General features: G+C 45.4%; 22 protein-coding genes and 1 pseudogene. 2 read left to right on the top strand and 21 right to left on the bottom strand.

What is annotated here, in order from left to right:
- Positions 1-42: 42 nt before the first annotated feature.
- From FYJ39_RS01920 to dcuC, 5 genes are all read right to left on the bottom strand, one after another.
- Positions 43-219 carry a hypothetical protein gene (locus tag FYJ39_RS01920; protein ID WP_154470770.1) on the bottom strand — a complete coding sequence of 59 codons (177 nt, stop codon included), beginning with the start codon at positions 217-219 and terminating at the stop codon, positions 43-45.
- A gap of 216 nt (positions 220-435) precedes the next feature.
- Positions 436-2,361 (bottom strand): TRAP transporter permease, encoded by a 1,926-nt coding sequence (locus FYJ39_RS01915; RefSeq protein WP_154470769.1) that lies wholly within the window; start codon positions 2,359-2,361, stop codon positions 436-438.
- Positions 2,358-3,365, bottom strand: coding sequence for a TAXI family TRAP transporter solute-binding subunit (locus FYJ39_RS01910; RefSeq protein ID WP_154470768.1), 1,008 nt, complete (start codon positions 3,363-3,365; stop codon positions 2,358-2,360). The genes FYJ39_RS01915 and FYJ39_RS01910 overlap by 4 nt, the downstream gene beginning before the upstream one ends.
- A gap of 148 nt (positions 3,366-3,513) precedes the next feature.
- Positions 3,514-4,683 (bottom strand): MalY/PatB family protein, encoded by a 1,170-nt coding sequence (locus FYJ39_RS01905; RefSeq protein WP_154470767.1) that lies wholly within the window; start codon positions 4,681-4,683, stop codon positions 3,514-3,516.
- A gap of 34 nt (positions 4,684-4,717) precedes the next feature.
- Positions 4,718-6,097 (bottom strand): C4-dicarboxylate transporter DcuC, encoded by a 1,380-nt coding sequence (gene dcuC / locus FYJ39_RS01900; RefSeq protein ID WP_154470766.1) that lies wholly within the window; start codon positions 6,095-6,097, stop codon positions 4,718-4,720.
- Between the two features lie 258 nt (positions 6,098-6,355).
- Between dcuC and FYJ39_RS01895 the strand changes: the two genes are divergently transcribed.
- Complete coding sequence (locus FYJ39_RS01895; RefSeq protein ID WP_154470765.1) at positions 6,356-7,057, top strand: FadR/GntR family transcriptional regulator; 702 nt, start codon at positions 6,356-6,358, stop codon at positions 7,055-7,057.
- Positions 7,058-7,272: 215 nt separating this feature from the next.
- Here the strand turns inward: FYJ39_RS01895 and FYJ39_RS01890 are convergent, their stop codons facing one another.
- From FYJ39_RS01890 to FYJ39_RS01860, 7 genes are all read right to left on the bottom strand, one after another.
- On the bottom strand, positions 7,273-7,761 hold the full coding sequence (locus tag FYJ39_RS01890; protein ID WP_235919698.1) for a PTS system mannose/fructose/N-acetylgalactosamine-transporter subunit IIB: 489 nt from the start codon (positions 7,759-7,761) through the stop codon (positions 7,273-7,275).
- 80 nt (positions 7,762-7,841) lie between these two features.
- The gene (locus FYJ39_RS01885) at positions 7,842-9,377 is read right to left on the bottom strand and encodes a CehA/McbA family metallohydrolase domain-containing protein (protein WP_178257973.1); all 1,536 of its coding nucleotides are present in this window, start codon (positions 9,375-9,377) and stop codon (positions 7,842-7,844) included.
- A 13-nt stretch (positions 9,378-9,390) separates the two neighbouring features.
- A complete protein-coding gene (locus FYJ39_RS01880; protein ID WP_154470764.1) occupies positions 9,391-10,824 on the bottom strand; it encodes a sulfatase-like hydrolase/transferase in 1,434 nt (477 codons plus the stop codon).
- A 225-nt stretch (positions 10,825-11,049) separates the two neighbouring features.
- Complete coding sequence (locus FYJ39_RS01875; RefSeq protein ID WP_154470763.1) at positions 11,050-11,886, bottom strand: PTS system mannose/fructose/sorbose family transporter subunit IID; 837 nt, start codon at positions 11,884-11,886, stop codon at positions 11,050-11,052.
- Complete coding sequence (locus FYJ39_RS01870) at positions 11,876-12,691, bottom strand: PTS mannose/fructose/sorbose/N-acetylgalactosamine transporter subunit IIC (RefSeq protein ID WP_154470762.1); 816 nt, start codon at positions 12,689-12,691, stop codon at positions 11,876-11,878. Before FYJ39_RS01870 ends, FYJ39_RS01875 begins: the two co-directional genes overlap by 11 nt.
- 13 nt (positions 12,692-12,704) lie before the next feature.
- The gene (locus FYJ39_RS01865) at positions 12,705-13,136 is read right to left on the bottom strand and encodes a PTS sugar transporter subunit IIA (RefSeq protein WP_154470761.1); all 432 of its coding nucleotides are present in this window, start codon (positions 13,134-13,136) and stop codon (positions 12,705-12,707) included.
- Positions 13,137-13,196: 60 nt separating this feature from the next.
- Positions 13,197-14,555, bottom strand: a complete 1,359-nt coding sequence (locus FYJ39_RS01860) for a sulfatase family protein (protein ID WP_287847569.1) — start codon at positions 14,553-14,555, stop codon at positions 13,197-13,199.
- 266 nt (positions 14,556-14,821) lie between these two features.
- Here FYJ39_RS01860 and FYJ39_RS01855 point away from each other — a divergent pair, with 266 nt between their 5' ends.
- On the top strand, positions 14,822-15,535 hold the full coding sequence (locus tag FYJ39_RS01855; protein ID WP_154470759.1) for a GntR family transcriptional regulator: 714 nt from the start codon (positions 14,822-14,824) through the stop codon (positions 15,533-15,535).
- Between the two features lie 443 nt (positions 15,536-15,978).
- Here FYJ39_RS01855 and FYJ39_RS01850 read toward each other — a convergent pair whose 3' ends face one another.
- The 9 genes and pseudogenes from FYJ39_RS01850 to hisD all read right to left on the bottom strand — a co-directional run bounded on the left by FYJ39_RS01850 (position 15,979) and on the right by hisD (position 25,261).
- A complete protein-coding gene (locus FYJ39_RS01850; RefSeq protein WP_154470758.1) occupies positions 15,979-16,557 on the bottom strand; it encodes a dipicolinate synthase subunit B in 579 nt (192 codons plus the stop codon).
- A gap of 1 nt (position 16,558) precedes the next feature.
- Positions 16,559-17,386, bottom strand: coding sequence for an NAD(P)-dependent oxidoreductase (locus tag FYJ39_RS01845; RefSeq protein WP_178257971.1), 828 nt, complete (start codon positions 17,384-17,386; stop codon positions 16,559-16,561).
- 624 nt (positions 17,387-18,010) lie between these two features.
- A complete protein-coding gene (locus FYJ39_RS01840) occupies positions 18,011-19,708 on the bottom strand; it encodes a phosphoenolpyruvate carboxykinase (ATP) (RefSeq protein ID WP_154470756.1) in 1,698 nt (565 codons plus the stop codon).
- A gap of 150 nt (positions 19,709-19,858) precedes the next feature.
- Entirely contained in the window at positions 19,859-21,082 is a 1,224-nt protein-coding gene (gene pepT, locus FYJ39_RS01835) for a peptidase T (protein ID WP_154470755.1), read from the bottom strand.
- Positions 21,083-21,169: 87 nt separating this feature from the next.
- A complete protein-coding gene (gene hisIE, locus FYJ39_RS21645; protein WP_456236676.1) occupies positions 21,170-21,784 on the bottom strand; it encodes a bifunctional phosphoribosyl-AMP cyclohydrolase/phosphoribosyl-ATP diphosphatase HisIE in 615 nt (204 codons plus the stop codon).
- Positions 21,785-22,123: 339 nt separating this feature from the next.
- A pseudogene (locus tag FYJ39_RS21640) lies at positions 22,124-22,489 on the bottom strand (HisA/HisF-related TIM barrel protein); the annotation flags it as partial.
- Entirely contained in the window at positions 22,476-23,258 is a 783-nt protein-coding gene (gene hisA, locus FYJ39_RS01825) for a 1-(5-phosphoribosyl)-5-[(5-phosphoribosylamino)methylideneamino]imidazole-4-carboxamide isomerase (RefSeq protein WP_154470753.1), read from the bottom strand. The pseudogene FYJ39_RS21640 and the gene hisA, both read right to left, overlap by 14 nt.
- 111 nt (positions 23,259-23,369) lie before the next feature.
- Complete coding sequence (hisB, locus tag FYJ39_RS01820) at positions 23,370-23,957, bottom strand: imidazoleglycerol-phosphate dehydratase HisB (RefSeq protein ID WP_154470752.1); 588 nt, start codon at positions 23,955-23,957, stop codon at positions 23,370-23,372.
- Entirely contained in the window at positions 23,954-25,261 is a 1,308-nt protein-coding gene (gene hisD / locus FYJ39_RS01815) for a histidinol dehydrogenase (RefSeq protein WP_154470751.1), read from the bottom strand. The genes hisB and hisD overlap by 4 nt, the downstream gene beginning before the upstream one ends.
- Between the last annotated feature and the right edge of the window lie 41 nt (positions 25,262-25,302).

Genomic DNA, 25,302 nt, shown 5'->3' with positions numbered 1-25,302 from the left:
GCTTGATCAGCCGTTTATATTGTTCTTTTGTCTTTAGGTTTCTCATGACTTTCTTTCACTCAATCCTTTTCCTTTCTCGTCTGCAGCCCGTACTCCAGCCATTCTCACACTTACCAAAAATCCGCCGCATACGCAAAGCTGCTGCCCATATGCTTCGTTGATCCAATCCACACATTGAATCGAGTATCCCATAATGATCACAATAAATGAAACAGCCATGCAAACTGTCTTATTTTCCTTGATTTAAACATAATAAACCTTTATACAGTATATCATTGAATAAGGAAATACGCAACTTATTAATTTTTTGAATTCAATGAACCCAAAGATAAATGCACTTTCCTCAAAGATTATAAAAAGAAACATATCTGCCAAACCTATGAATTTGTCTGCAAATAATGTGTAGGCTTTGCAGCTACTGCAATTCCTTTTGTGCTATTTCATCCCCCGCGGCTTCCATTGCCTCAACCTAGACAAAGCTCCTTTTGTATGCAATAGCTGTGCACATTTTTTTACTCTCATATTTTTTAACAACAGCACTAGAATCAGCAAATTAGAACATGTCTTAACCAGTATGGATGTATGTAGTTCACATAACGCTCCCACAAACAACAGCACTCGTTCCTTTTTACTCAACTCTGATGTAAAATACCCTTCTATGCTGCTGCACAGAGCTATAATTGTAAGACCCGACAAAATAAACTCTATCATAATCTCCATAACGCTGCTTTCCAGCATTAAAAGCGCAGGATTCAGCACAAACAAAAACGGAATCATATAAATCGGTATAGCAATTCTGCTTGCGCACAATCCTAACCTGAGCGGACTTTCATTTAACAGACTGGCGGAAGCAAAGATTGCCGTTGCCACCGGAGGCGTAATACAGGAAAGAATGCCGAAGTAAAAAACAAACATATGCGCGGCAATCGGCTCAACTCCAAAGTCTACAAGAGCGGGCGCTACTAAAACACTCAGCACGATATACACAGATGTTGTGGTCATGCCCATGCCCAGGATTAGACCTGCCAGCATAGTAAATACCAACAGAATTATTTTATATCCGCCTGAAAGAGCTAACAGAACCGTTGAAAACTTAAGTCCTAGGCCCGTTACCGATAAAACACCAACAATAATTCCTGCAACAGCACAGGCAACGCTGACCGTCACAGCTCCTTTCGCAGATCGCTCCATTGCCTGCACGATCACTGGGATTGTCATACGCCTTTCTTTGTTAAACTGTGATACAATTACCACAAGAACCGTTGACCACATTCCTGCTTTAATCGGCGACCACTTCAAACCTGAAATCGTAACCATTAAAAATATAATCGGAATCAAATAATAGAAACCGGATTTTAGAACCGGCAGCCAGTCTATCTTATCCTTTTTCCCTATCAGTCCTAGACGGTTTGAATGGCAGTTGATCGTGAGCCAGATTGTTAAATAAAATAGTATACCAGGAATCAATGCTGCTTTTGTTACTTCTCCATAAGAAACAGCCAGTGTTTCCGCTATTATGAAAGCTGCCGTTCCCATAACAGGTGGCATTAGCTGCCCTCCGGTACCTGAAATGGCAGCGATTGCGCCACAAAAATAATTTGAGAATCCATCCTTTTTCATCATCGGAAACGTCATAGGCCCAACTGCCATAACATTAGCAACGGCACTGCCGGAAACCATTCCCAGCAGTCCTCCTGCCATTGTATTGACCTTTGCTCCACTTCCCTTCCGTGATCCCAGCAGAATGCTTGCCATTTTCAGAAAAAATTCGCTTGCACCGCTCAATTCAAGAGAACTGCCCAAAATTATAAATACAAAGATCTGCTTTGCCGCTGTTCCCAATATCGTTCCGTAAATTCCTGATGTTTCCATTGTTAGAATACTGATGATCCGCTGAACCGTAAAGCTTACGGTACCCATGCTTCCCTTTATGTACTGTCCAAATAACGCATAGATAATAAACAGCAATGCAATGAAAGGAAGCGTTCTTCCCAATCGTATATTGGCACAGTCAATGACTGCGGCAATGATCAGGATACCAGCCAAGAGGTCCATTTTTTCTGGCCGGATAACCCTAAATGACATCTCATACCAATTCACAAAAATATAGACAGAAGCAAAGAAGATTCCCAGCAATATGAAAATACTCCATAAATCCAGAATCCCCTTTGCTATTTTGTTCCGAATATGAATCAGCAAAATGATTGACAAAATGAATCCCAAGAACAGACTTCTTTGCTGCATTGCCGGAAAAATACCAAATATATAATTTGCCAGCTGGATTCCTGTTAAACACACACACAGAAATGAGATCACTCCATCCAATACCGTTATTGCACGATTTGTTTTCTTTGTATTCATTCTACCTTTCCACCCATAAGCTCTGAATAATACCGTATTGCTCCTTCATGAAACTTCAAAATATCACTGTCCAAAAACAGCTTTGTCATATCAAAACTCCACTCTGCTCCGCTGGAATGGATCTTGGCTAATTCTTGTGTACCTTCATTTAATATTTTTGTAATTTGATATGCCAGCTCTGCGTCCAGTTTAGCATTACATGCCAGAAGTGTATTAACTGACAGGCAAGTCATATCCTCCTTCTGTCCGGAATAGGTTCCCGCATCAATGACTACAGGATGCCAAAACGGATATGTTTCTCTTAGTTCTTTTGTTTTCTCATCATCCACTGACAAATACACCACTTCGCTAGAATAATCCAGATCGGTCACCGTTGCCTGTGGAATCCCTCCTGCCATAAACGCCACATCAATCGTTCCATCCTTCAATGCGTCAGCCTGCTCACCAGGACTCATTGGTATGATCGTACTGTTTTTCTCAGTACATCCGTAGCTTTTAGCAACTGCCAGCGCCATATAATACGTTGTAGAGCCAACGGGAGGAACAGATACTTTCTTTCCGCATAGATCCGAATAATGTTCTACTCCCATTCCTTTCAAAGACAGCCCATATAAATATGCTGTATGACCAACCTGAATTACTCGCAATTCCTTCATTGGAGTCTGAAATCCCCGCTGCTTCTCTCCATTTTCTGCATAATAAAATCCATCAATCGTGACAATTCCCAAGTTGGACGGATTTTGTTCCACCAGTGTCATATTCTCAACAGGAGAGCCGCTGGTAGACTGAGTTGTGACATTGATCCCTTCCAGCTTTTCACTCAGAAGCTTTGCCTGTCCTGCCGCAATATAATAATATGTCCCGCCGCTGTTTCCTGACATAATTGACAAATTGTTCGATGTTATCTCCGTGTTCTGTACCGCCTGATTATCTGATACAGAAGCTCCGATCAATAGTAAAAGCAATGGGATAAAAATCCAATTACTATCTATTTTTAATCTCATACTGCCTCTTTTCTATATGTCTCCGTAAACATAAAGGGGCGTTGTTCCAAATATGAACCGCCCCTTATACCATCCGTCAATACCCGTTTACTTAAACCGAACGGTTTATCCTGTTTAGATATGTTCAATAAAATGCGTAATAACAAATTTATCCAAGTTCCTTTACAGCCCGTTCCAATTGGTTCATAGCTTCTATAACCGTAGACTTGGGGCACGCAATATTCATTCTCATAAAGCCTGTCCCCTCCACTCCAAAGGTTGAGCCGTCATTTAAACCTAATTTCGCCTTTTCAAAAAAGAATTTTTTTAATTCTTCCTGTGACATATTAAGGCCCCGGCAATCAAGCCATAATAAATAGGTTGCCTCTGGTTCTGCCAGCTTGATCCTTGGGATCTTCTCCTGAATGAAGTTTACAACATAGTCCTTATTTATCTCCAGATATTCCATCAGTTCATCGGCATAATCATCACATTCTGTGTAGGCAGTGATAAACGACAGCATTCCGAAAATAGTACGTCCATAGTTCTTATTATTCTCAATAATAATCTGAATATTATCACGCAGCTTCTTATTCGGTATAATCGCAGCGCCCGTTCTGAAACCTGCGATATTAAAGGTTTTGCTTGGATTGATCAAAACCATACAATTCTGTGCAAATTCTTCCGAAATTGACGCAAAGGGAATATGTTTATAACGCTTATATGTCAGATCACAGTGGATTTCATCTGAAACAACAATTACATTATATTTCAGACAAAGTTCACCAATTTTGATCAATTCTTCCCGTGTAAAGGCTCTCATCGTCGGGTTATGGGGATTGCTCATGAAAAACAGCTTCGTTCTTGGGTCCTTTAATTTATTTTCAAGATCCTCAAAATCAATCTGATATTTCCCCTTCTCATTCTGTATGAGAGGATTTGTTAAAAGCTGACAGCCATTATTTTTTGTAATAGCATGAAATGGAGGATATACAGGAGGCTGTATTACAACTTTATCTCCCGGATAGGCAAATGCCCTGATCCCATACATCAAAAATGGCAGAACTCCGTTTGAATATTTAACCCACTCTGGTTCTACATTCCAGCCAAAACGTACTTTTTCCCATCTCGCAGCGGCCTTCTCAAATTCAAAGCTTTCTACCGGATACCCATAACAGGGATGCTCTGCCCTCTTTTTAATTGCATCCGTAATCTCTTTTGGAACTGCAAAATCCGTATCTGCTATCCACATGGGAATTACATCCTTTGGGTATGCAGGTTCATATTTTTTGCATTCAGATGCCCTTCTGTCAATGATCTCATCAAAATTGTATCTCATTTTATCTACTCCTTTCCTTTCACTTAACAGCTCGCTACAGCGCTACGAAAATGATATAGGTTGCAACCAGATTCATAATATACGCAGCAATCATAGGAACCATATTTCGTTTTATCACATCCTTTATTTCAACCTCTGCTACACCGCTGATCGCAATAACAGCCGCACAGAATGGAGAACAACATCTTGCGATTCCACCTGTCAGATGCATAGGAATTGCTAGGGCCGCTGTTTCAATACCAAGAATCTTAGCAATTCCCGGAGTCAATGGGCCAAATGCCATCCAGGGTGCCTGTCCGCTGCCTGTTAATAGAGCGGTTGCCAGAATAATAAGGCTGAGCATGATCATGGCAATGACAGTTGCTCCGGTCATATGGGAGATCCATCCTGTGATGATGTCAATTCCCTTCATTTGCTTGATCGCTTCCGCAAACACTGCTGCCGCAACCATCAGTACAACTACAGTTGTAAAATAAGAACCCATCCACTCGAACACTTTTTTTAGATTATCTCCTATTTTGGCAGTGTTCTTTGTTACAATAAGATCGCATATAAATACTACAAAGAAGCCAACCAGATTTGCTGTTATAATATCCATGGAAACGCTTGTAAAGCTAAATGCGATAACCAATACCAACGGAATCAGTGGAAACAGTCCATAAAATACTGGAACGCCATAATCTCTTGGTGAGAAGGCGAGCTCTTGTGCATTCTGTGTAGCAGCAGAATTTCCAAATTCTTTTTTATCCATATACTTAAAATACATGGCATAAAACACTGCCATTACTAAAATAACCGCGGCGCACACATAACCTTCATAGTGCAGGAAAAACTCCATCGGCGTTACGCCTAAAACCTCTGTCGCTCCAAAAATCGCTGAGCTGTCATTCGGACCATAGTCCATCATTCCGATGGTGATCAGTACTACTGCCGCACTCAGCTTACTTACTCCCAGTGAAACAAGAATCGGAAAAATGGTTGCCATGAATAACAGCCCTAACGATACCTGACTGGTAATGAATATCTTCAATAAACAGCCTGCGGCAAAAACGCCTCCTAAAATCAGATATGGGCTTTTCAGTTTAACCAAAACACGTCCTACTGCCGCTGCCAATACTTTAGAGGCCCCCATATGATTCATCAGCATAACATAACTGGCAACAACCATTAGGCGAATACCGGTACCCTGCACAGTACTGATGAATTTCGTACGGATTACATCTACCACATCAAGATAGAGATTTCCGGTTGTATTATCCCCTAATACCGATTCGCCTGTTAGGAAAGTCACAACCAGCAATGCAGCTGTTCCAACAAAAAAGAATACCAGCTTGGAATCCATCTTCTTCAAAATCATAACTGCTGCAATTACAATGAACAGCACAGTCAAAAGAACAAACATTACATCGTACATATTACCCTCCTCCTTAATTCAACTGACGTCTGACGTCTGATTCTTTATTTAGTATAGAGCATTCGTGCACTTTAGTCAATATGATTTTCAAATTATTTTTTATTTGGTCATTATACACAATTTTATACCTTTATTTTCTACAAATGAAAATGTTTATCCCCCACTGCTATTTGACAATTATTACTCCATATACTATACTATCATTAAATAAAATTCCGTAGTGCCATACTTTAAACATTACGTTGTTAGGGAGTACATATGACAAACGCTAAAACTTTATCCGTGTCTATCGCATCAGAAATTGAGAATATAATTATTGAAGGATCACTAAAACCCGGTGACCGGATTCCCAATGAACAGGAATTAATGGAAACGTATCACACAAGCCGTTCCACGATTCGGGAAGCCATTAAATCTCTTGTCTCCAGAGGAACTCTTGAAATACGCCGTGGAAAAGGCACCTTTGTATGTCAGCTGCCAGGAATGACGGATGATCCCCTTGGTCTTAACTTTTTGGGGATTGACAATCTTAATCCTTATCTATATGAAGCAAGATTAATTTTTGAACCTGAAATCTGTGGTCTTTCTGCTAAAAGAGCCACCGATCAGGAGATCCGGATTCTTCAAAAGCTTTCTGATAGCATTGATGAGCTGGATAAGGATCTGCATGGGCAGGAAACAGAAATTCAAGTGATCCAGCAGCTTCACGAAAAAGATAAGGCATTCCATATGATGCTATGCCGCACATGCCATAACCCTGTTTTGGAACGTATGATGCCGATTATCATTCGGTCTATCTCTGTCATTTATGATCCAATAACCTTTAAAAACCGCCTTACATCAAAGCCGCGGCGATCCACCCATGACAAAATCTGTAAGGCAATTTCCGCACATAATGCGGAGCTGGCAAAAGAATTAATGTACCAACATCTTTATAATGCCATGGATTTTAATTACTAAAAATAAATATCTCAATTTCCTATAACCGTATCAACAGTACACAATTCAGAATAGCAGCAAACTAAAAAGGGTATCCCCAGAAGCTGATTTCTGGTTCAATCCTATGCCAGATCCAACGCCCGGCTAAACGGACATACTGAATCAGCCTAACGATTGTACAGAAACCAGCATTCGAGATACCCTTCTGACTTTCAGACAGCCTGTTTTACTTTCTTTTATTGTGCAGCCTTAAGCAACTCCACAAAATCCTGAACTGGATCTGTTGGAACCATCTGTGCTGTCACCTTCACACCCTGTTCGGCCAGATAGAGGAAATTTTCAATATCCTCCTCGGTTACGCTGACTGCTTTTTTTATCATTTTCGTATTCTGCTTACCCGCCATATTTCCCACATTTACCTGCTCCATATGAAAACCGGCATCATAGAGACTGCGTATGGTTTTCGGGCTTTTTGCTACGATAAATACTCTTTCCCCCTCATACTTGCCTGCACACAGGTTGTCAGCGGCCTTGGCTGCGGTCAGGATGGACAGCTTACATTGTTTAGGGCATGCCATTTTCAGGGCCTCCTTGTTTACAATATCCTTCACAACCAAATCATCCACTACCATGATTCTGGTTGCCTTTGTCACAAGGCTCCATACAGCCGCAACCTGACCATGGATCAGGCGGTCATCAATTCTAATATTTACTATTTCCATCATCGCTTTCTCCTTTTTGTTTCTTTTTTCTCAGTAAGCGGAGATCGGTCTCACATACGCTGGAATGTCCTGTACTCCCGCTATTATTTCACTGTCACAAACACAGGGGAGGTCCAGGCAGCATCTCCATTTTTCTGCCAAATCCTCAGCCTCAGATTTCCATTCTCCTTCATCTGCAGCCTTTTCTTGAAGGAAACCTTATAAGAGGATTCCGGGTATGCTTTCCCCACTCTGAATTTATAGGCATTATGCCACCATGGGTCATCTCTATAATGGGTAATGTCTCCCCAGGTTTCTTTCGTTAGCCTTCTGACCTCATCCCACAAAGCGAATACCTTGGAGGACTCAAACATTTCCCTAACAGACAGAGGATATTCCTTCCCGTCAATGGTCAGGCGCAAAAAACTGTCAGCATCTGCCTCTACTTCAAAGATAAAGCCCTCTGTTGTTACGTTACTGGGGCCCATCCACTTTCCTGTAGCTGTAGACTGATACGTAGTGATGGAAAAATCACAGCTTTTTTCATCTTGTGCCGTGATCTCCTGCCCAAAGTTATTCCAGCACTTTTCCACGTTCAAAAGACTTCCGTCCACTTCAAGACGTCCGGTCCACTCCTTCATCCACTGTTCCTTGTATACCCGGGTGTCAGGCCCCCAGCCTAGTTCTAGACGGAATTTAAACCGCACAAGTCCTTGAATCGGATTTCTCTCCCAGGCTCCAGAGTGCACCACCATTTCCTCCAGAATATTATCTCTCAAAATTTCTATCCGGTCAACGGCTGCCGTACCCTTTACATGAAATTCCAGTTCCACCTCACCATTGGTTTCTATCTCTGCTCCCATGGGTGCTCCGTTTGCGATAACATCCACCTCAATCCGGCTCCTGGATACTCCATAGGTTCTGCGCTCCTTCAACGCCTCCCAAATTGCCTCCTTTGTGCGATCCGCAGCCAGCACACATAAGGCTCCATGCTCATATACTCCAGGCACACTATGGTTATCGCCTGACGCTATAATTCCCACCTTGTATCCTCTGGACAAGCCTTTTTCATAAGTAGTCTCGCCGGTTCTTGGCCCCATATGTACATGCCGGTTCATGTTCAGGGGGCCATCGTCATTTTCGCTGGAACCGTGGCTGGAATAAATTTCCGCAAAGGGTGAAAACGCTTCATTGTGGGTATCCCAGTTCTTTCCCCGGGAACCAGGCTGATAGGCCAGGTGATGGGGAATACCGATTACCTCCTGCCCCTTAAAGGCATCCGCCAGCTCCTTATAACGTAAGGGGTGTGTTTGCTCTCCGTCATTCTTTAGGAAAAAAATGTTATGATCCCCATCCAGACCGGCTCCCTGCCATTCATATCCCATAAAAAACGGAAATCCCTCTTTTTCAGCTCGTTTTGCCAGCTTCCTTACCAGCTCCCAGTCCTGCTTTACCAACTGATCATCATACCTATCCTCAACAGCCAGTCCATATCCCGTGGGACGCATATAAAAAGGGTAATAGGCAATGGGCCAGAAATCCATCACCTTTTTTATATGCTCATACCATATAGGAAGGGCTTCCATCTGATCGTGATGGATGTTGCTGTGCATATCTGTCCAAAGTTTCTTATATTTCATATGGCTACCTCCATTATTCTACAGGTTTGCGGCTCGCTTCTTGAGGAATCCTCATAGTCTCCGGCTCTTCAGGCCGCTTTGCCAATCCCCATTCCGTTAGCCGCCTGTGCATCCGGCGCAGCTCATACTCTCTCTGCACCAGTGTTTCCTCCCGAGCCGAATCCAGAAAATACCCCTTGAGGGCTTCTAAGCTACTTTCTTCTGTGTTTGCTTCCTGACAAAAGGGAATGGGAGACTGCTCCAAAGGATCCTCCTTTAAATTATACAAAACATTTTTTCCTAAAGTCCGAACCGCTTTCCATCGGCCGTCTGTCACTGCCTGAGCTAAAAACAGCTTTTCCTCCCGCTCAAGCATCTGTTGAATCCGGATGGGCCGCCGTTTTTCTTCGGGATGCTCCAGATTCAGAGCTGAGCCCTGATGCCATGAGAAATCCTCTCCTTCTCGTTCTGAGGCCGCCAGCTCCAACAGTGTCCTGGACAGATCCAGCAGCCCCACCGGCTGCCGGCTGACCGCCTGGGCCACCCCATCTCCAGCCACCACCAAAGGAACGTGGATGGAATCCTCATAAAGAGTTTGCTTTCCAAAAATCCCTCTTATACCTAGCTGCTCCCCATGATCTGAGGTGTAAAAGAAGATTTTTTCCCTCCCTCCTTCCAGCTTCATAAAGCTCTGATAAAGGGCTCCGATATAGGAATCCAGACGTTCCACCAGGCCACAGTAAGCCGCGCGGCAATTTCTCATATGCTCCGGGGAGCATTGCTGAATGTATTCCCGATAAACCGGAGCCGCCTTAAGCGACAGCTCCCTGCCGCACTCCTCTGTTTCAAAAAGCTTCTGATAACGCCTGTACTCCTTCTCCCCGCACGCAAAGGGAAAGTGGGGACTGTAAAAGCCTACCACTAAGAATATTCCACGGCCATCCCTGGGGCAATGTTTCAGATATTCCATGGCTGTCTCAAACACATGGGCGTCATAGGCCATTACCGGAGAATATCCGCCGCCCACAGCCTCCAGACAATGTCTGCGGTTTGTAGTTCCTGCATAGGCCCCGAAATCACTGCGGCTTTTTCCTCCTGTTCCCCAATATTGAGAGGTAATGTCCCCGGCCAACCTCATATCAAAGCCATGCTTCTGATCCGCCCCCTTAAAATGCATCCGCCCGATGAGCACAGTTTTATACCCTATCCGTCCTATCTCATGGGCAATGGTAGGCATATCAATCGGAAGGGTTGTATCATTTCCAAAAATCTGCAAATCAGAAGGCATTTTCCCCGCAAGAAAGGACATACGTGACGGAACACACAAGGGGGAGTTGCAGTAACAGCGGTCAAAACGGGTCCCCTGAGCTGCTATCTGAGCCAGCCAGGGCGTCCGAACACGGCCATCCTCCCATTCCGTATACCGGAAGCTATGCTGATCGGACATTACAAGAAGTATATCCTTCATCTTTCTCTCCTTTCCCAAGGGTATGAATCTTTGGCTTCTCAAATCGGCTCAATACAGCAACAGCAAGGGTACCAGGCATTTTTTCTCCAAAAACCTCTTACGCCTCATTCCGCCTCGTAATGGCCGGTTGCCTTTCCTCCTAATTCCTGTCAGATCCAGGCTGAAAGCCCATTAAATTCAGGCTTTACAGGGCTTCGGGAATTAAATATAGAGCCAAGAGGTTTCTTACATAATCCCCAAAGCAACCATAATGGCTGCAAATAGGACAATGGCAAGCACGATCCTTGTTGCCGGCCATTTTCTTTTGTCCATGAGATACCAGGCGGCCAGCGTTATAAGCAGAGGCAACACGCCAGGCATAATCTTGTCAAGAACCTTTTCCTGTATCGAAAGGATCATATCCCCGCTGACAAACTGGTACTTGACGCTTGCGCTTACTGTGGTGGAGGCAACTCCTCCAATTACAATCAGCCCCATCATGGTCAGCCCTGTAGTAATCTTGTCCGCCAGCGCCTTGTTTGTAAAGAACAGGTTCGCAGCTCCAATTCCCATGCTGTATCCTTTGTGGAACAGGTACCACTGAAGCCCCACTACTGTAGTCAGCCACACTGCGCAAAAGAACAGCGGTCCTACCGGATTTCCGTCCGCAATGCACATACTCATGGCTATACTTAAAAGAATAGGGCTGTAGGTTCCCACTACCATGGAATCTCCGATTCCAGCAAAAGGTCCCATCAGGGCATTTTTTGTATTGACGATAAGCTCTTCGCTTATATCATCTCCCTTTGCCCTGGCTTCCTCCATAGCAATGGTTATACCGGGAATCAGCGCTCCAAGCTGTGGCTCTGTGTTGAAAAACTGCATGTGCCGTTCTAGGGAACGTTTGTATTCCTCAGGATTATTCCGGTATAATTTACGGCAGATGGGCTCCATTACATGGCAGAAAGCCAGTCCCATCATACGTTCAAAGTTTTGGGTAGCCTGTGCAAAAAAAATGTAGGACCAGGCAGCCTTGTCTATATCCTTTTTTGTCAAAAGGCCATTATTATTCTTATTCCTCATAACAGTCATCCTCCTCACTCTGTACGGGTGTGACGGCAGCAGAAGAAGCCGCCGCTCTGGTATCACCCTGAGCCATAACAAAGATAAGAGCTACAGCGGTCGCAAAAATAGCAAGCGCAGTTACAGACATACTGGTGGAGCCAATGAGAATCCATCCCATAAGGAACAGAGCGATCATCCACTTCTTGGAAAGGGACTGCTTTAACAGCATTGCAAATCCAACAGCCGGAAGCATTTTTCCTGCCACCTCAAAAAAATGAAGAGCAATCGCCGGCATATTGTTTATGAGCATTTCTGCCAGCGGAGTACCTACGTAGCAGAGGATCATGGCAGATCCGCCTCTGAGAATAAGGCTGGGCACTGCCGCAAGATAGGTGGCTCTGTGAATTCCGGCTCCGTCGCCGGCTTGCGCCGCCTTGTCTCCCATATGTGCAAAGCAGGAGTTAATGGTCATGATAAAGTTAAACAGCCCCAAGCCCAGCATACTTAAAGGAACAGACAGGGCAACGGCCTGCTCGCCTGTGCCTCCTGCCGCCAAAGCTAACGGAATCCCAATATAAGCAGCCCAGTTTACATCTGACGGCAAAGCGCCTCCCGGAGTAATCTGTCCAATAAACAGGGCCTGAACCATAGCTCCCGCAATCACTCCATTTCTCACGTCCCCCAGAATCAGACCCACAATCAGACCTGCTACCAAGGGTCTCCCCAGCATATTCCATCCACCTGCAACGCCAAAAAACCATGGCGTACGCTTACTGCCCAGATAAGCAAATAAGCCTATCAGCAAAGCCTGCACTACAGTCATACTTTATTCCCTCCTATTCTTCCTCATAATCATCATCCTCTAAGACGGACGTCTGAAAACGCACCATGGCTCCCTGTCCGCAGGCCAGCACATCCTTTGCCAGAAGGGCGGCATCTTCCTGGGATATACGGGCCATATAAGCCTGCAATACAGCTGGAAGATTGATCCCTCCTATTACCTCCATAGAAATACTTTCTGTCTCCTCCTTCAGGCGGCAGGACACATTAAAAGGGGAGCCTCCTGTCAGATCTGCCAATACTAAAAGGCCGGAACATTCTTTGAGCCTTACCATAGCTTCCCTGAGTTTTTCCTCCAGAGTAAGAATGGAATCCTCCTGTGTAAAATCTACAACCTCATACTGCACAGGTTCTCCGGCTAGAAGCTTAACCCCACTTGTAATTCCCGTGGCAAAGGTTCCATGCCCTGTTACAATGATACCTATCATGTTTACTCACCTCTATTTTGTTTCAATCGCTCCTTCGCCTCCCAGAAGCTTAAGCCTTTCTTATGTTCCCAGGCTTTCATAATCCTCCGGACACTTTGAGCTGGCTGTTTCACATTCCTTTTTGTTTACCTTCCAACAGGGGCTTATCAGGATTTCTCCCTCCAGCAACGGATCCCGCGTTTTTGTCTGATACCGCAACAGCCGTCTCTTCATATCCTCCAGTATAGCCTGATATTCCGGCCTGCCGGCCAGGTTTTCTCTTTCACCAGGGTCATAAGCCAGATCGTATAACCCCTCCCTGTCCTTTAACCGCTGGGACAAACCGCGCTCTGCAAGATATTCCTTTGACAGAGACTCATCAATGTTGGAACGGTTGATCTTAAGGTATGAATCGTCGTAGTAACGTATGTACTTGTACCGTTCAGTCCTGATGCATCTGGCAGGCTCATAGGATGTGTGAAAGTTCATTTCAGCAAAAATATCCTCCCGTACCTGAGCCTTTGTTCCATCCATCAGGGGAACCAGAGATACGCCCTCCAGATAGTCCGGCTGCTCCAACCCTAAAAGGCTGCACAAAGTGGGGAACACATCCACATGGGAAACCAGCCCGTCCACCACCCTCTTTTTCATACCCGGCACGTGAAGCATCAGACAAACACCGATCCCGCTGTCATAGAGAGTGCATTTTGCAAAAGGATTTGCCAATCCATGATCCGTGGTGAACAGAACGATGGTATTATCCCAAAGTCCCTGCTGCTTTAAGCATCGCATTACCTGTCCAAAGCAGTCATCCGCACTACGAACGCTCATCATATACCCGGCAAAGTCCTTTCTGGTTTCCGGACTGTCCTGCATGGGATAAGGTGGAACGGAGTATTCCTGCTCCGTCTCCCCGTCCAGCCGATCTGGAAACCGTCTGTGGGTAGCGTACATTCCGTAGGATAGAAAGAAAGGGTTTTCTCCATCATAGCGCCGCAGCCATTTGCAGACCTCTATGGCATTTTCCTTGTCCCAGTCCACCAAATCCTCCTGTCTAAACTCCGTACTATCCCTTGTAAGCTCCTGCTGATAGCCGATCCGGGCCGCCCCCTCTCCTCTGTCCATATACCAGCCTGCCTCATGCTGTATCCCGCACAGAACTGTGCTATACCCCTTCTGGTTCAGATACTGTACCAGATGTTTTGTATAATCCATAGAAAAGCCTCTCTGGGCAAGCCCCAGCATACCACTTTGATGAGGATAAGTACCGCTGAGCATAGCCGCCCGGCTGGGCGAGCAGGTAGGGCCTGCACAGTAGGCATTCCGAAACAGTACTGACTCCTTAGCAAATTCCTCCATGTTAGGCGTGGGAACCTTGTAACCGTAGGGACTTAAAATTCTTCCCGAATCATGGGTATGAATGTATAGCACATTTTTCACACTTACACCTCCTTTTTCATCTAATAGTAATGACACGTTATGCATCTTGCACGAGTCAACTACCTATACTGATAATATATACCACACTTTTTTAAATGTCAATACATTTATGCCTTAATTTGTATTATCATTTATTAGGAATAAATGTATTTAAAACTTAACTGACATCCGCCTGCTAAATAAAAGTAATTGCTTGAGACATAAACCTATAGTAAAATATAGATAAATGCTTATACTCAAATCCAATCAGAGGGGGAGTGTTTTTAATGGCTGAGAGACAAACCGCGCAGTATAAGCAGATCGAAAACGATCTGCTTCAAAAAATAAATCTTGGATATTACAAAAAGGATGACTTGATTCCTACAGAACTGGAGCTTTCCAATACCTACCATGTTTCCAGGGTAACGGTACGCAAAGCCACAGACAACCTGGTTGCCAAGGGCCTTTTGACCCGGGTAGCCGGTGTTGGTACCTTTGTCTGCCATCCGGCCGTAACTTTGAACCCCAGCTCTATCCAGGGCTTTTCCGAGGTCATGCAGAGGCAGGGCATCACGGTTCACACCGAGGTTCCTACCTTCATGGTGCAAAAATCTCCTTCCAACATTGCTTCCATCCTTGGGATAGAGACAGGAGAACCAATCTACTTCATTGAGCGCACCCGGTACGCCAATGATGTAATCTTCCAATTAGAAATTACCTACATGTCCTGCCGGCTTTATCCAGATATTTCCATGCAGGTTCTCCAGGGCTCCAAATACCAATACTTTGAACAGGTCAAGGGAATGAAAATTGCCTACAGCAACCATACAGTTACACCTCTGCACCCATCCAGAGAGATTGCGGATATGTTCGGAATCTCCCAGGATACTCCGATCCTGAAAGTTGCAAACACCACCTACCTCTTAAACGGACAGGTGATGGATTATACGGAGCTGACTCTTAATTCTCCCAAGTATCAGTTGACGTATGTAAAGAGGTAGAAAAATATAAAAGAAGCCGCACGAATTTAGGCGGTTTTTGTATCTCATGGACTTTCCATTTTTTGTAAAAACTGCCGATCTTGCCTTAAGGGCTGAACCAGCAGTTTCTATTTTTATCCGTTCACATAATTATTTTTTCTATAAACATATTTATCTGACCCAGCGTAGGAGTAGAATCTGAACAGCTATGGCCTGATATGGTGATAGAAGCCGCAGCAGCAGCGTACTTCAGACACTTCTCCATATCCACTCCCTTTATAATACTATAATGAAATGCATCCTTATCTAAGTAAATAGATTTGCGACAAACCTACGCACATATTTACAAGCATGATCGCACCAGAATGAATCACAATCATCCCATAAGCATTCATTGCAACCGGAAGAAAAAGAGATGTCATAATCAGAATCATTGCATTATTTTGTCGTTTTTCCCACCATGATTATTTCAGAATCGGCTGAATCTGGATTCCATCCAGCGCTGATTCGACCGTAGCTTTGGTAGCTTCCATGTCAGCTACCAAAGAGTAAGGCTTTTTGACCGGATCGTCCTGTGAAAATGGAACCATATAGATATTTTTACTTCCCATAAGGGTAGCAATGTTTTGCATGCTCCTGCCTAAACCGTCATTAGTAGAAACTGCCAGTACCACCGGCTTTTGGTTGCGCAGATGCGCCTTCACAGCCATCAGCACCGGCCCGTCAGTAATGCCATGGGCCATTTTACTTAGGGTATTTCCGCTACAGGGAACCACAGCCATGATATCGAGAAAATTCCCTGGACCGATAGGCTCGGCCTCTACAATTGTTTTTATAACTTCCCGTCCGCACAGTGAGGAAAACCTTTGCTCCCATTCTGCAGCCAATCCAAATTTCGTATTCATCTGCCAGACTGAATCAGAAAATATGGGATACAGCTCTGCTCCTGCTTTTTTCAGGCTTTGAGCGGCATTTAGCGCCCGGTTGAGGGTACAGAAGGAGCCGGTTACAGCAAAGCCTATTTTCTTTCCTTTTATATCCATTTTATTCATCCTCTTTTTGATCATTGATGATAGCAGCCACCGTATCAGCCAGAATTTTCCCTGCTGTCTTTGGAAAAAACTTGCCTGGCAGACTGCTTGCCAGTACCGCTGTCAGCTTCATCTTTTCACACAGGGAAAAGTCAGTGCCTCCTGGAGCACTTGCCAGATCGATGATCAGGTTGCTTCTGGGCATATAGGTAAGAATGGAACCATCCAGAAGCCGTTCTGGAACTGTATTGAAGATACAGGCCTTTTGGCGAACCAGTTTAGGCAGCTGTTTGTATTCCCGCATGTCAACTCCAAGGGTTTTGCCATAAATCCTATCCTCCGGACTGCGTGCAAACACTGTGACATCAGCGCCCAAGGCTTTTAACCGTATGGAAAGCGCTTTTCCGCAGTGTCCAAAGCCCAGAACCAGCATACGGGACTGGGCTACAGTCTGGCCTGACAGCTCCATATAGAGCTTGATCGCTCCCTCTGAAGTGGGTACGGCATTGGCTATTTTAAACTCTGTATTATCCAGATAAGAAATAAGCTTTAGCTGTCTCTTCCCGCACGCCTCCCTCAACATCTCACCGGCGAGGCCAGCCAGTAAAAGGGTATCCGGTTCAAGCTGATCCATCCAGCCTATATCATTGAAAAGCTCCTCTGAAGCTTTTACAGGCAAAACGATGACGCCTGCGGCAGTTTTTAAATCCTCCGGAGTTTTGGCATGAATAACGGAAGATGGCTGGAAGCGCAGCTTCAACTCCCGAACCAGCTCCTTTTGTCTATTATCCATACCTATGACCGCTATTTTATCCCTTTGACGAGTTTCAGTTATAATCATCGGCTCCTCCTTGTAGTAAGTGGATAATACAATATATGATTCAAGCATGCTTGTGCTACTGTATTTTTCATATTGGCTGCAATTTTGTTAATGGCATCTGCTTCAAAGCTGGATAATATACAAGCTGGGCATAAAAGACGCCTGCGGCTTCGACAAAAAGCACATTCACGAAAACATATATGGTTAAAGAAATAGCTTATATGAACTATAAAAGGCGGTATCAAACTATGTGATTGAACCAGCTGATCCAGGAAAGAGCAGTGTTTACAAAAGCAGAGCATGGTCGTAAGCCTGTGGAATGAATATACCCAGAATATATACGGATGGCCAACCTTCCAACTGTACGAAAGGATTGGCTATGAGTTGATTCACTATTTTATTTGATGTTTATAAAAATAGCATAGGTTAGAGGATGGCTTATCTTATAAAGAAAGAGAACGCCAGACACAATCTGACGTCCTCTCCAGACTTAAATATAGCTTAACCGTACACAAACAACCTTAGCCTCCTTACCTGCCAAATCTTCCTTCGGCATAAGGTCATTCCTATACATTCGTTTTGCCGTAAGGCAATTCATCTAAGATGCAAAGTCTATCCTTTTCTTACTCATTTTATTTCAAAGGATTAATTTAATTCATCAACTACCTTCTGGATAGCTTCTAACGCATCATCTGGAAGCTTATCGTAGCCTTCCTTAGCCTCAGCGAACTGCTTAATCTCATTTACACGGTCATTCATACGAGCCTTTAACTGTCCTACATACTCAGAATCATTCATATCAGGAACAAAGCCTTCCCAATCCATAATTTCAATATCAGAGAACGGTCCCCATGGCTTAAATTCTGCTCTCTTCTCAACAATTGCCTCAAGAATTCCCAAAGTATCGGCGGGTTTCACCTTCTTGCCCATGAAATCGCCGGTGTTGATGATGTAGCAATCTACATTCTTTTCCTCAACCAGCTTTTTAAATTTCTCATAGTCATTGGCCAGAGGATAGGTTCTGAATGGGTTAGCGTAAGGAACAACAACCAGCTTGTTCGGATCTACACCTGGAGCAAGTCTCTCAGCAGTGGATCTCTTGGTAGCCAGGGTAGCTCCCATAACGGACGCCAGAGAAGCTCCTTTCAGCTTAACTACCGGCGGAATGGTTGGATCCTTCATAATCCAGAAGATAGCGTTTACAGGAGCGTCAATCTTGTCCACACGGTTCGGAGACCATAACTTGGACTTGATTGCACGGCCATTACCGTTTCGGATATCCTCAGTTACCAGCTGCAGCTTGCCATCTTCGTCTATCGTTGCGGAACAGTTCTGAGCGGTTAACAGATATTTGTTGTCCTCGCAGCCTGTAGGATAATCGGCTGTCTTATCAAAGTAGGTAGGCTCCAGAGCAATGGAAGCGCAGGTATCCGTATTGATAATAAACGCATCATCGTGAAGCACCTTAATCTCGTATTTGCCATTGTGCTTAGCATGGGTCAGGGTAGACTTGCCGGAGCCTGACAGGCCATATACGGAAGCTACGTACTTAGAGCCATCTGCTAATAGGTACTCCTTCTGTCCGCCGTGGCAGGAAGCGTAACCGTTGCGGTTTGCAATTGCCCAAGCCATCGTCAGAGTTCCCTTCTTATGCTCGCCGAAGTATCTCATACCTAAGATACAAGCGCAGTTGGTCTCTGTGTTAAAGTAACACAGTGTTTTCTTCTGGGGATCAGATAAGCAGTCCAAAGATACGTTTGGACGGTCGGAACCGTTCCACTGAGGATCGGAGAAAATATAAATATCAGCTTCCTTCCCGTCTCCTACTGGCTTGGAATCCCTGTACATCTTAACATACTCATCAGACATATACTGGAAGTTCAGCATCCAGTTGTACATAATGTTCTCTTCGCCCTCCGGAATCAGCAGGTGAGCCTTTACCATAAATTCCGGATCCAGACCAACGAAAACCTCCGCATGGTACATGGTTTTCCAACGGGACTCATAAACAGCATCCATAGCTACCAGGTCTAAGGCTGCGCAGTTAACTCCTGGCTCGCCGGCAATACGGCGCGCAGTTGCATAGCGTCCTGTTATGGCTCCGTCGTTGAACAAAAGAACCTTGGCGTCCTTCTCCAGTCCGAATTCCTCGCCTCTGTATACAGGCATGTCCGTTACCACCGTTCCCGGAGAGTTTTTTGCTAATTCATAGGCTTCCTTTAAGGTATTAACTTTAACTACATTATTGCCGTAGAAAGCTGCTTCGATAATGGATCTTGTCTTAGAAAAACCGACCTTGCCCGCGCCAATTTCACGAATTGGGTAATACGCTTTAGTTGACATATTAAATCCTCCTTATAAATCGAAATTTGAATTTATTATCTCACTTTGTTAAGAATAAGTCAATAAGATCCAAGCAAAAACTTCCGGCTGCTTCCCAGGCTCCTGCCGGGATCAGAGCAGGCCCGGCAGCACTGCCGGGCCTCTTAGCCTTTAGAATATAAAGGATTTTGTAATTTCAATAAGGAGTTCTGTCACCTTCTCCATAGCCTCTACTGTAATGTATTCGAATTTCCCATGAAAATTATGGCCTCCGGTGCAAATATTGGGACAGGGAAGCCCCATATAGGACAATCTGGCTCCGTCTGTTCCTCCCCGGATAGGCTCAATCAGGGGCTGGATACCCAGCTTTTCCATTGAGGCTTTCGCCTTGTCTATGAGATACATATGGGGCTTAATTTTTTCCTTCATGTTGTAATAAGAGTCTTTTACATAAGCCTCCACAGTGCCTTTGCCATATTTGTAATTCATAAATTCAGCTGCCATTACAAACAGCTTCTTTTTTTCTTCAAACCGATCCATGTCATGGTCACGGATAATATAATCCAGCTTTGCCTCCTCCACACTTCCGGACATGGAATCCAAATGAAAGAAGCCCTCGTACCCCTCCGTATACATGGGATTTTCAAATACAGGCAGCATGGCTTGGAACTCCATCCCCATAAGAAGCGCATTCTTCATCTGCCCTTTACCGCTGCCGGGATGAATGTTGCGGCCATGGATAGTCACCCTTCCTGATGCGCCGTTAAAATTCTCATACGTCAGCTCTCCCAGGGGCCCTCCGTCTACGGTATAGGCCACATCTGCCCCGAAAGCTTTTACATCAAAGCCGTCTGCACCGCGTCCGACTTCCTCATCCGGTGTAAAGCCGATACAGATTTTACCATGCTCCTCCTCCGGATGCTTTAAAAACCAGTCTGCCATGGTAAGGATCTCTGCAATCCCAGCCTTATCGTCCGCCCCCAGCAGGGTATTCCCATCTGTTGTAATCAGCGTCTGTCCATTCACATGTTTTAAATCTGGAAAGTCCTCTGCCGTCATCCATATATCCAGATCCGGGTTCAGACAAATGCTCTTTCCATCGTAATTTTCTATCACCTTAGGTTTTACATCTTTACCGGAAAAGGAAGGCGCTGTATCCATATGGGCAATAAATCCCAGTACAGGCGCCGGCTTATTTGTAGTGGCAGGAATGTCTGCATATACATACCCCTGATCGGTGATCCTTACATTTTCGGCCCCCATGCCTTCCAGCTCCTCTGCCAGCTTTTTGGCAAGAATCAACTGCTTTTTGGTGCTGGGAATCACGTTCTGTTCCTCCTGAGACTGGGTATCATAACTAACATATTCTAAAAAACGTTTTGCAACCTCTGACATTTTCATAAATCTCCTTACTGTAAGTTTTCACAAGCATTTTGCAGGAACTGCTAAATATATGTCAACAAGCTGACCAAACCGGTATTCCTACCGGTTTGCCAGCTCCTTTGTAATCTCCTCCCAGGTAATGCCCTTCTCTGCCATTAGAACCATCATATGATAAAGAAAATCGGAAATCTCATACTTAATCTCCTCCGGGTTGGGATTCTTTGCCGCTATGACGATCTCTGTGGCTTCCTCCCCCAGCTTTTTAAGAATCTTATCAATCCCTTTATCAAACAGATAATTCGTATAAGATCCCTCCCTTGGGTTTTCCTTTCGATCCAAAATGATTCGGAACACATCCTCAAATACCTTGAGCGGATTTGTCTCCCTGTATTCCTTCCGAACCAACGTCTGAAAAAAGCAGCTTCTGCTGCCTGTATGACAGGCCGCCCCGATTTGCTTTACAGAAGCCAGAATTGTATCCTTGTCACAGTCCAGCCTTAATGACTTTACATACTGGACATGACCGCTGGTTTCTCCCTTCAGCCACAGCTTATTCCTGCTTCTGCTGAAATAGGTCATCCGCCCCGTTGCCAGAGTCGCCATAAAGGCTTCCTCATTCATATATGCCATCATCAGAACTTCCAGGCTCTTATAATCCTGCACAATCACAGGTATCAGCCCATCACTGTTAAGCTTAAAATCCTTCCAGTCCACAACGCTTTCAAAGGTATCGACAGCAATGCTTTCTGCTTTTAGCTTCTGCTTGATCTCCATAAAGGTATTCATGTCAGTTTCTTCCAGCGTCATCACCGCCCCCTCCACTTTAGAGCAGTCAAAAGCAGAGGCCAGTGTTTTTGAAGCCTCGCCGGTATCCTTAAAAGGAGGGCTGACAACCAGCCAGGTTAGGCCTCCAGATCCAGCTAAACCAGATACGGCCGCTCCGGCAGGCCGCTCTTTCAGATAATCATTGATAACCAACACCGATACTCCCAGCGCCTCATATTCGCCTTCTCTTTGGAGATAGGAAGCATCTGGCAGCCAGCTATATATTTTCCTGCTGCCGAACCGATCCGAGGCCTCCTTCATCATATCCACCTGCTCCTGATTATCTGCCTCCAGAAAAACAGCACTGGCTCCACCATAGAGATATTTTTTCACATCCTCCAGCCGTTTCACACGTCCTCCGGTCAGAATAGGAGCGTCCACCGCGGTGGAGGCCTCCTTCACAGCGGCGATTGCCGCCTCATGATCCGCATCTGATTTGGAGCGGTCATAGATTAACACCTCGTCCGCTCCATTGTCACAGGCCTTTCTAACCAGCTCTGTCAAGGATTCCTCATACCGCCTCTCCCCATCCAGAGAATAAGCCCTTCCTTCTCTATACCCAAATCCTGCGATCAGTTTCTTATAGCCGCTCATTTAACTTCTCCCTAATCCCTTTTTGTCCGTCTGCTTTTGGCGACGCAGCCTCTTTTTCAAATCGAAGCACAGCTTCCCCAAGGTCAATCCGTTTCTCATAGAGTGCCTTTCCGATAATGGCCCCGGTAATTCCGGCTCTGTGCAGCTGCTCCAAATCCTCCATGGAGGCTATCCCTCCGGAAGCAATTACATCCAGTCCTGTAGCCTCTGTCAGTATTTTGGTAGCCTCCACATTCGGGCCTGACAGCATTCCGTCTCTGGAAATGTCCGTATAAACAATATGTTTGACTCCCAGCTCCTTTAGCTTCAGGCAGAACTCCAAAGCTTTTAGTCTGCTGACCTTTTCCCAGCCCTCTACCGCCACCATTCCTCCTTTTGCGTCCACGCCTGCCACAATCGAATCCTGGCCGAATTTTTCCACCATTTCCCGAAGAAACTCCGGTCGTTCCACAGCCCTGGTGCCTATGATCACACGCTTCACCCCCAGGGACAGCATGTTGGAAATGGTTTCCTCTGTCCGTATTCCGCCTCCGGCCTCAATGGGAATGGATACTGCCTTCGCGATTCTGCTAATTACGGCCTTATTTACAGAATGGCCTGCCAGCGCTCCGTCCAGATCCACCAGATGAAGATACGTAGCTCCCTGCTCCTGCCAGCGGCGCGCCACCTTTTCCGGTTCATCGGAATATACGGTTATATGCTCAAATTCTCCCTGTCTCAAACGAACGCACTGGCCGTTTTTTAAGTCGATCGCCGGATATAATTGCATGTATTTCTCCCTCCGTCTAATGTTTGCTTTGAATTTGCCGGATCAGCTCCTCTGAAAAAGCCCCGGTTGGTTTACTGCCTGCAAGCCTACGGATGCAAGCATCTTTTATTTCTACAGGCTTCCTTTGGTGGAAAGCACATCCGTCAGACGGGGCTCATAAGCGACTGCCTGATCCAACGCCTTTGCAAACGCCTTAAAGGCTGCTTCAATTATATGGTGATTATTCCTTCCTGCGATCTGTTTTAAATGAAGATTCATCTCCGATCCATAGGAAACGGCATAGAAAAATTCATGAACCATTTCCGTTTCTAAATCTCCCACCTTTTCCCGATCCAAACGCAAATCATACACAAGATAAGGGCGGCCGCATAAATCCAGAGCGCACAGAGCCAAAGCCTCGTCCATGGGAAGAACACTATGGCCGTACCGGGCGATTCCCTTTTTATCTCCCACTGCCTGCCGGATGGCCTGACCCAGCACAATGCCCGTATCCTCGATGGTATGATGGGTATCCACCTCCAGATCCCCGTTAACAGTGACAGACAGATCAAAAAAGCCATGGCGGGCGAAGCTGTTTAGCATATGATCAAAAAAGCCTATGCCTGTATGAATATCAGCCCTGCCGCTTCCATCCAGTTCCAGAGTCAGTTGGATGTTCGTTTCATTTGTGCTGCGGGTTATGGCTGCTGTCCGGTTCATTGTTTCTCCTCCTGACCCTCAAAACGTACTCTTATGGAATTGGCATGGGCCGTCAGATACTCCGACTCCGCAAACCGTTCAATATCCTGGTGGGCCTTCCCTAATGCCTCTCTGGAATAATAGATAATGCTGGATTTCTTAATAAAATCATCTACTCCCAGAGGGGAGAAAAATTTAGCCGTACCGTTGGTTGGAAGAATATGGTTAGGGCCTGCAAAGTAGTCTCCCAAAGGCTCGGAGCTGTACTCACCCATGAAAATGGCCCCTGCGTTTTGGATCTTTGTCATTACTTCGAAGGGATTTTCTGTGAGTATCTCCAAATGCTCAGGAGCAATGCTGTTGGCAGCCTCTATCGCCTTTTCCATGGAATCTACCACCAGAATATAGCCGTAACGCTCCAGTGACTTTTTCATAATCTCGCTTCTCGGAAGAACCTTTAAAAATTCCTCCACCTCCCTGGCCACTGTTTCAGCCAGCCGGCTGCTGGTTGTTACCAGAATTGCGCAAGCCAGCTCGTCATGCTCCGCCTGGCTTAACAAATCGGCCGCAGCATACCTTGGATTAGCTGTTTCATCTGCAATCACCAGAATTTCACTTGGTCCTGCGATGCTGTCAATACTCACATGACCGTACACAGCCTTCTTAGCCAGAGCTACAAAGATATTGCCCGGGCCTACGATTTTATTCACCTTCGGTATGGACTCTGTGCCAAAGGCCAGAGCAGCCACCGCCTGGGCTCCGCCTGCCTTGTAAACCTTCGTTGCACCTGCCAGGCATGCGGCGGCAAGGGTGACGGGGTTCACCCTGCCCTCCCTGTCAGGGGGCGTTACCATAACAATCTGGCGCACTCCCGCCACTTCCGCCGGAATAATGTTCATAAGCACAGAGGAAGGATAAGCGGCCTTTCCTCCAGGCACGTACACACCCACACGCTCCAGCGCCGTCACCTTCTGTCCTAAGATGGTTCCATCAGGCTTGGAATCAAACCAGCTGTTGCACCTTTGCTTCTCATGATACCGGCGGATATTATCCATGGACCTTTTCATAACCTCTAACAGCCCTGGCTCCACACCTTTGATTGCTTCGTGGATCTCATCCTGAGTTACCTGAATGCAGGAAGCATCCAGCTCTGCTCCGTCAAACCTTCTGGTGTATTCCAAAAGAGCCTCATCTCCGCGTTGTTTCACATCTGCTACAATTTTCTGCACTGTCTCCGAATATTCATCATAATGATTCGGATCCCGCTTCAGCATATCCGTCAGTATATGTTTCATGGACCTATCATCTAGTTTTATAATCCGCATTTTTCATCCTCCGTTCTCATATTTATGAACGCAGCTTCCTA

The sequence above is a fragment of the Clostridium porci genome (assembly GCF_009696375.1).
GTDB lineage: Bacteria > Bacillota > Clostridia > Lachnospirales > Lachnospiraceae > Enterocloster > Enterocloster porci.
The sequence above is the reverse complement of the archived record's forward strand: the minus strand, read 5'-3'. Positions and strand labels throughout refer to the sequence as shown.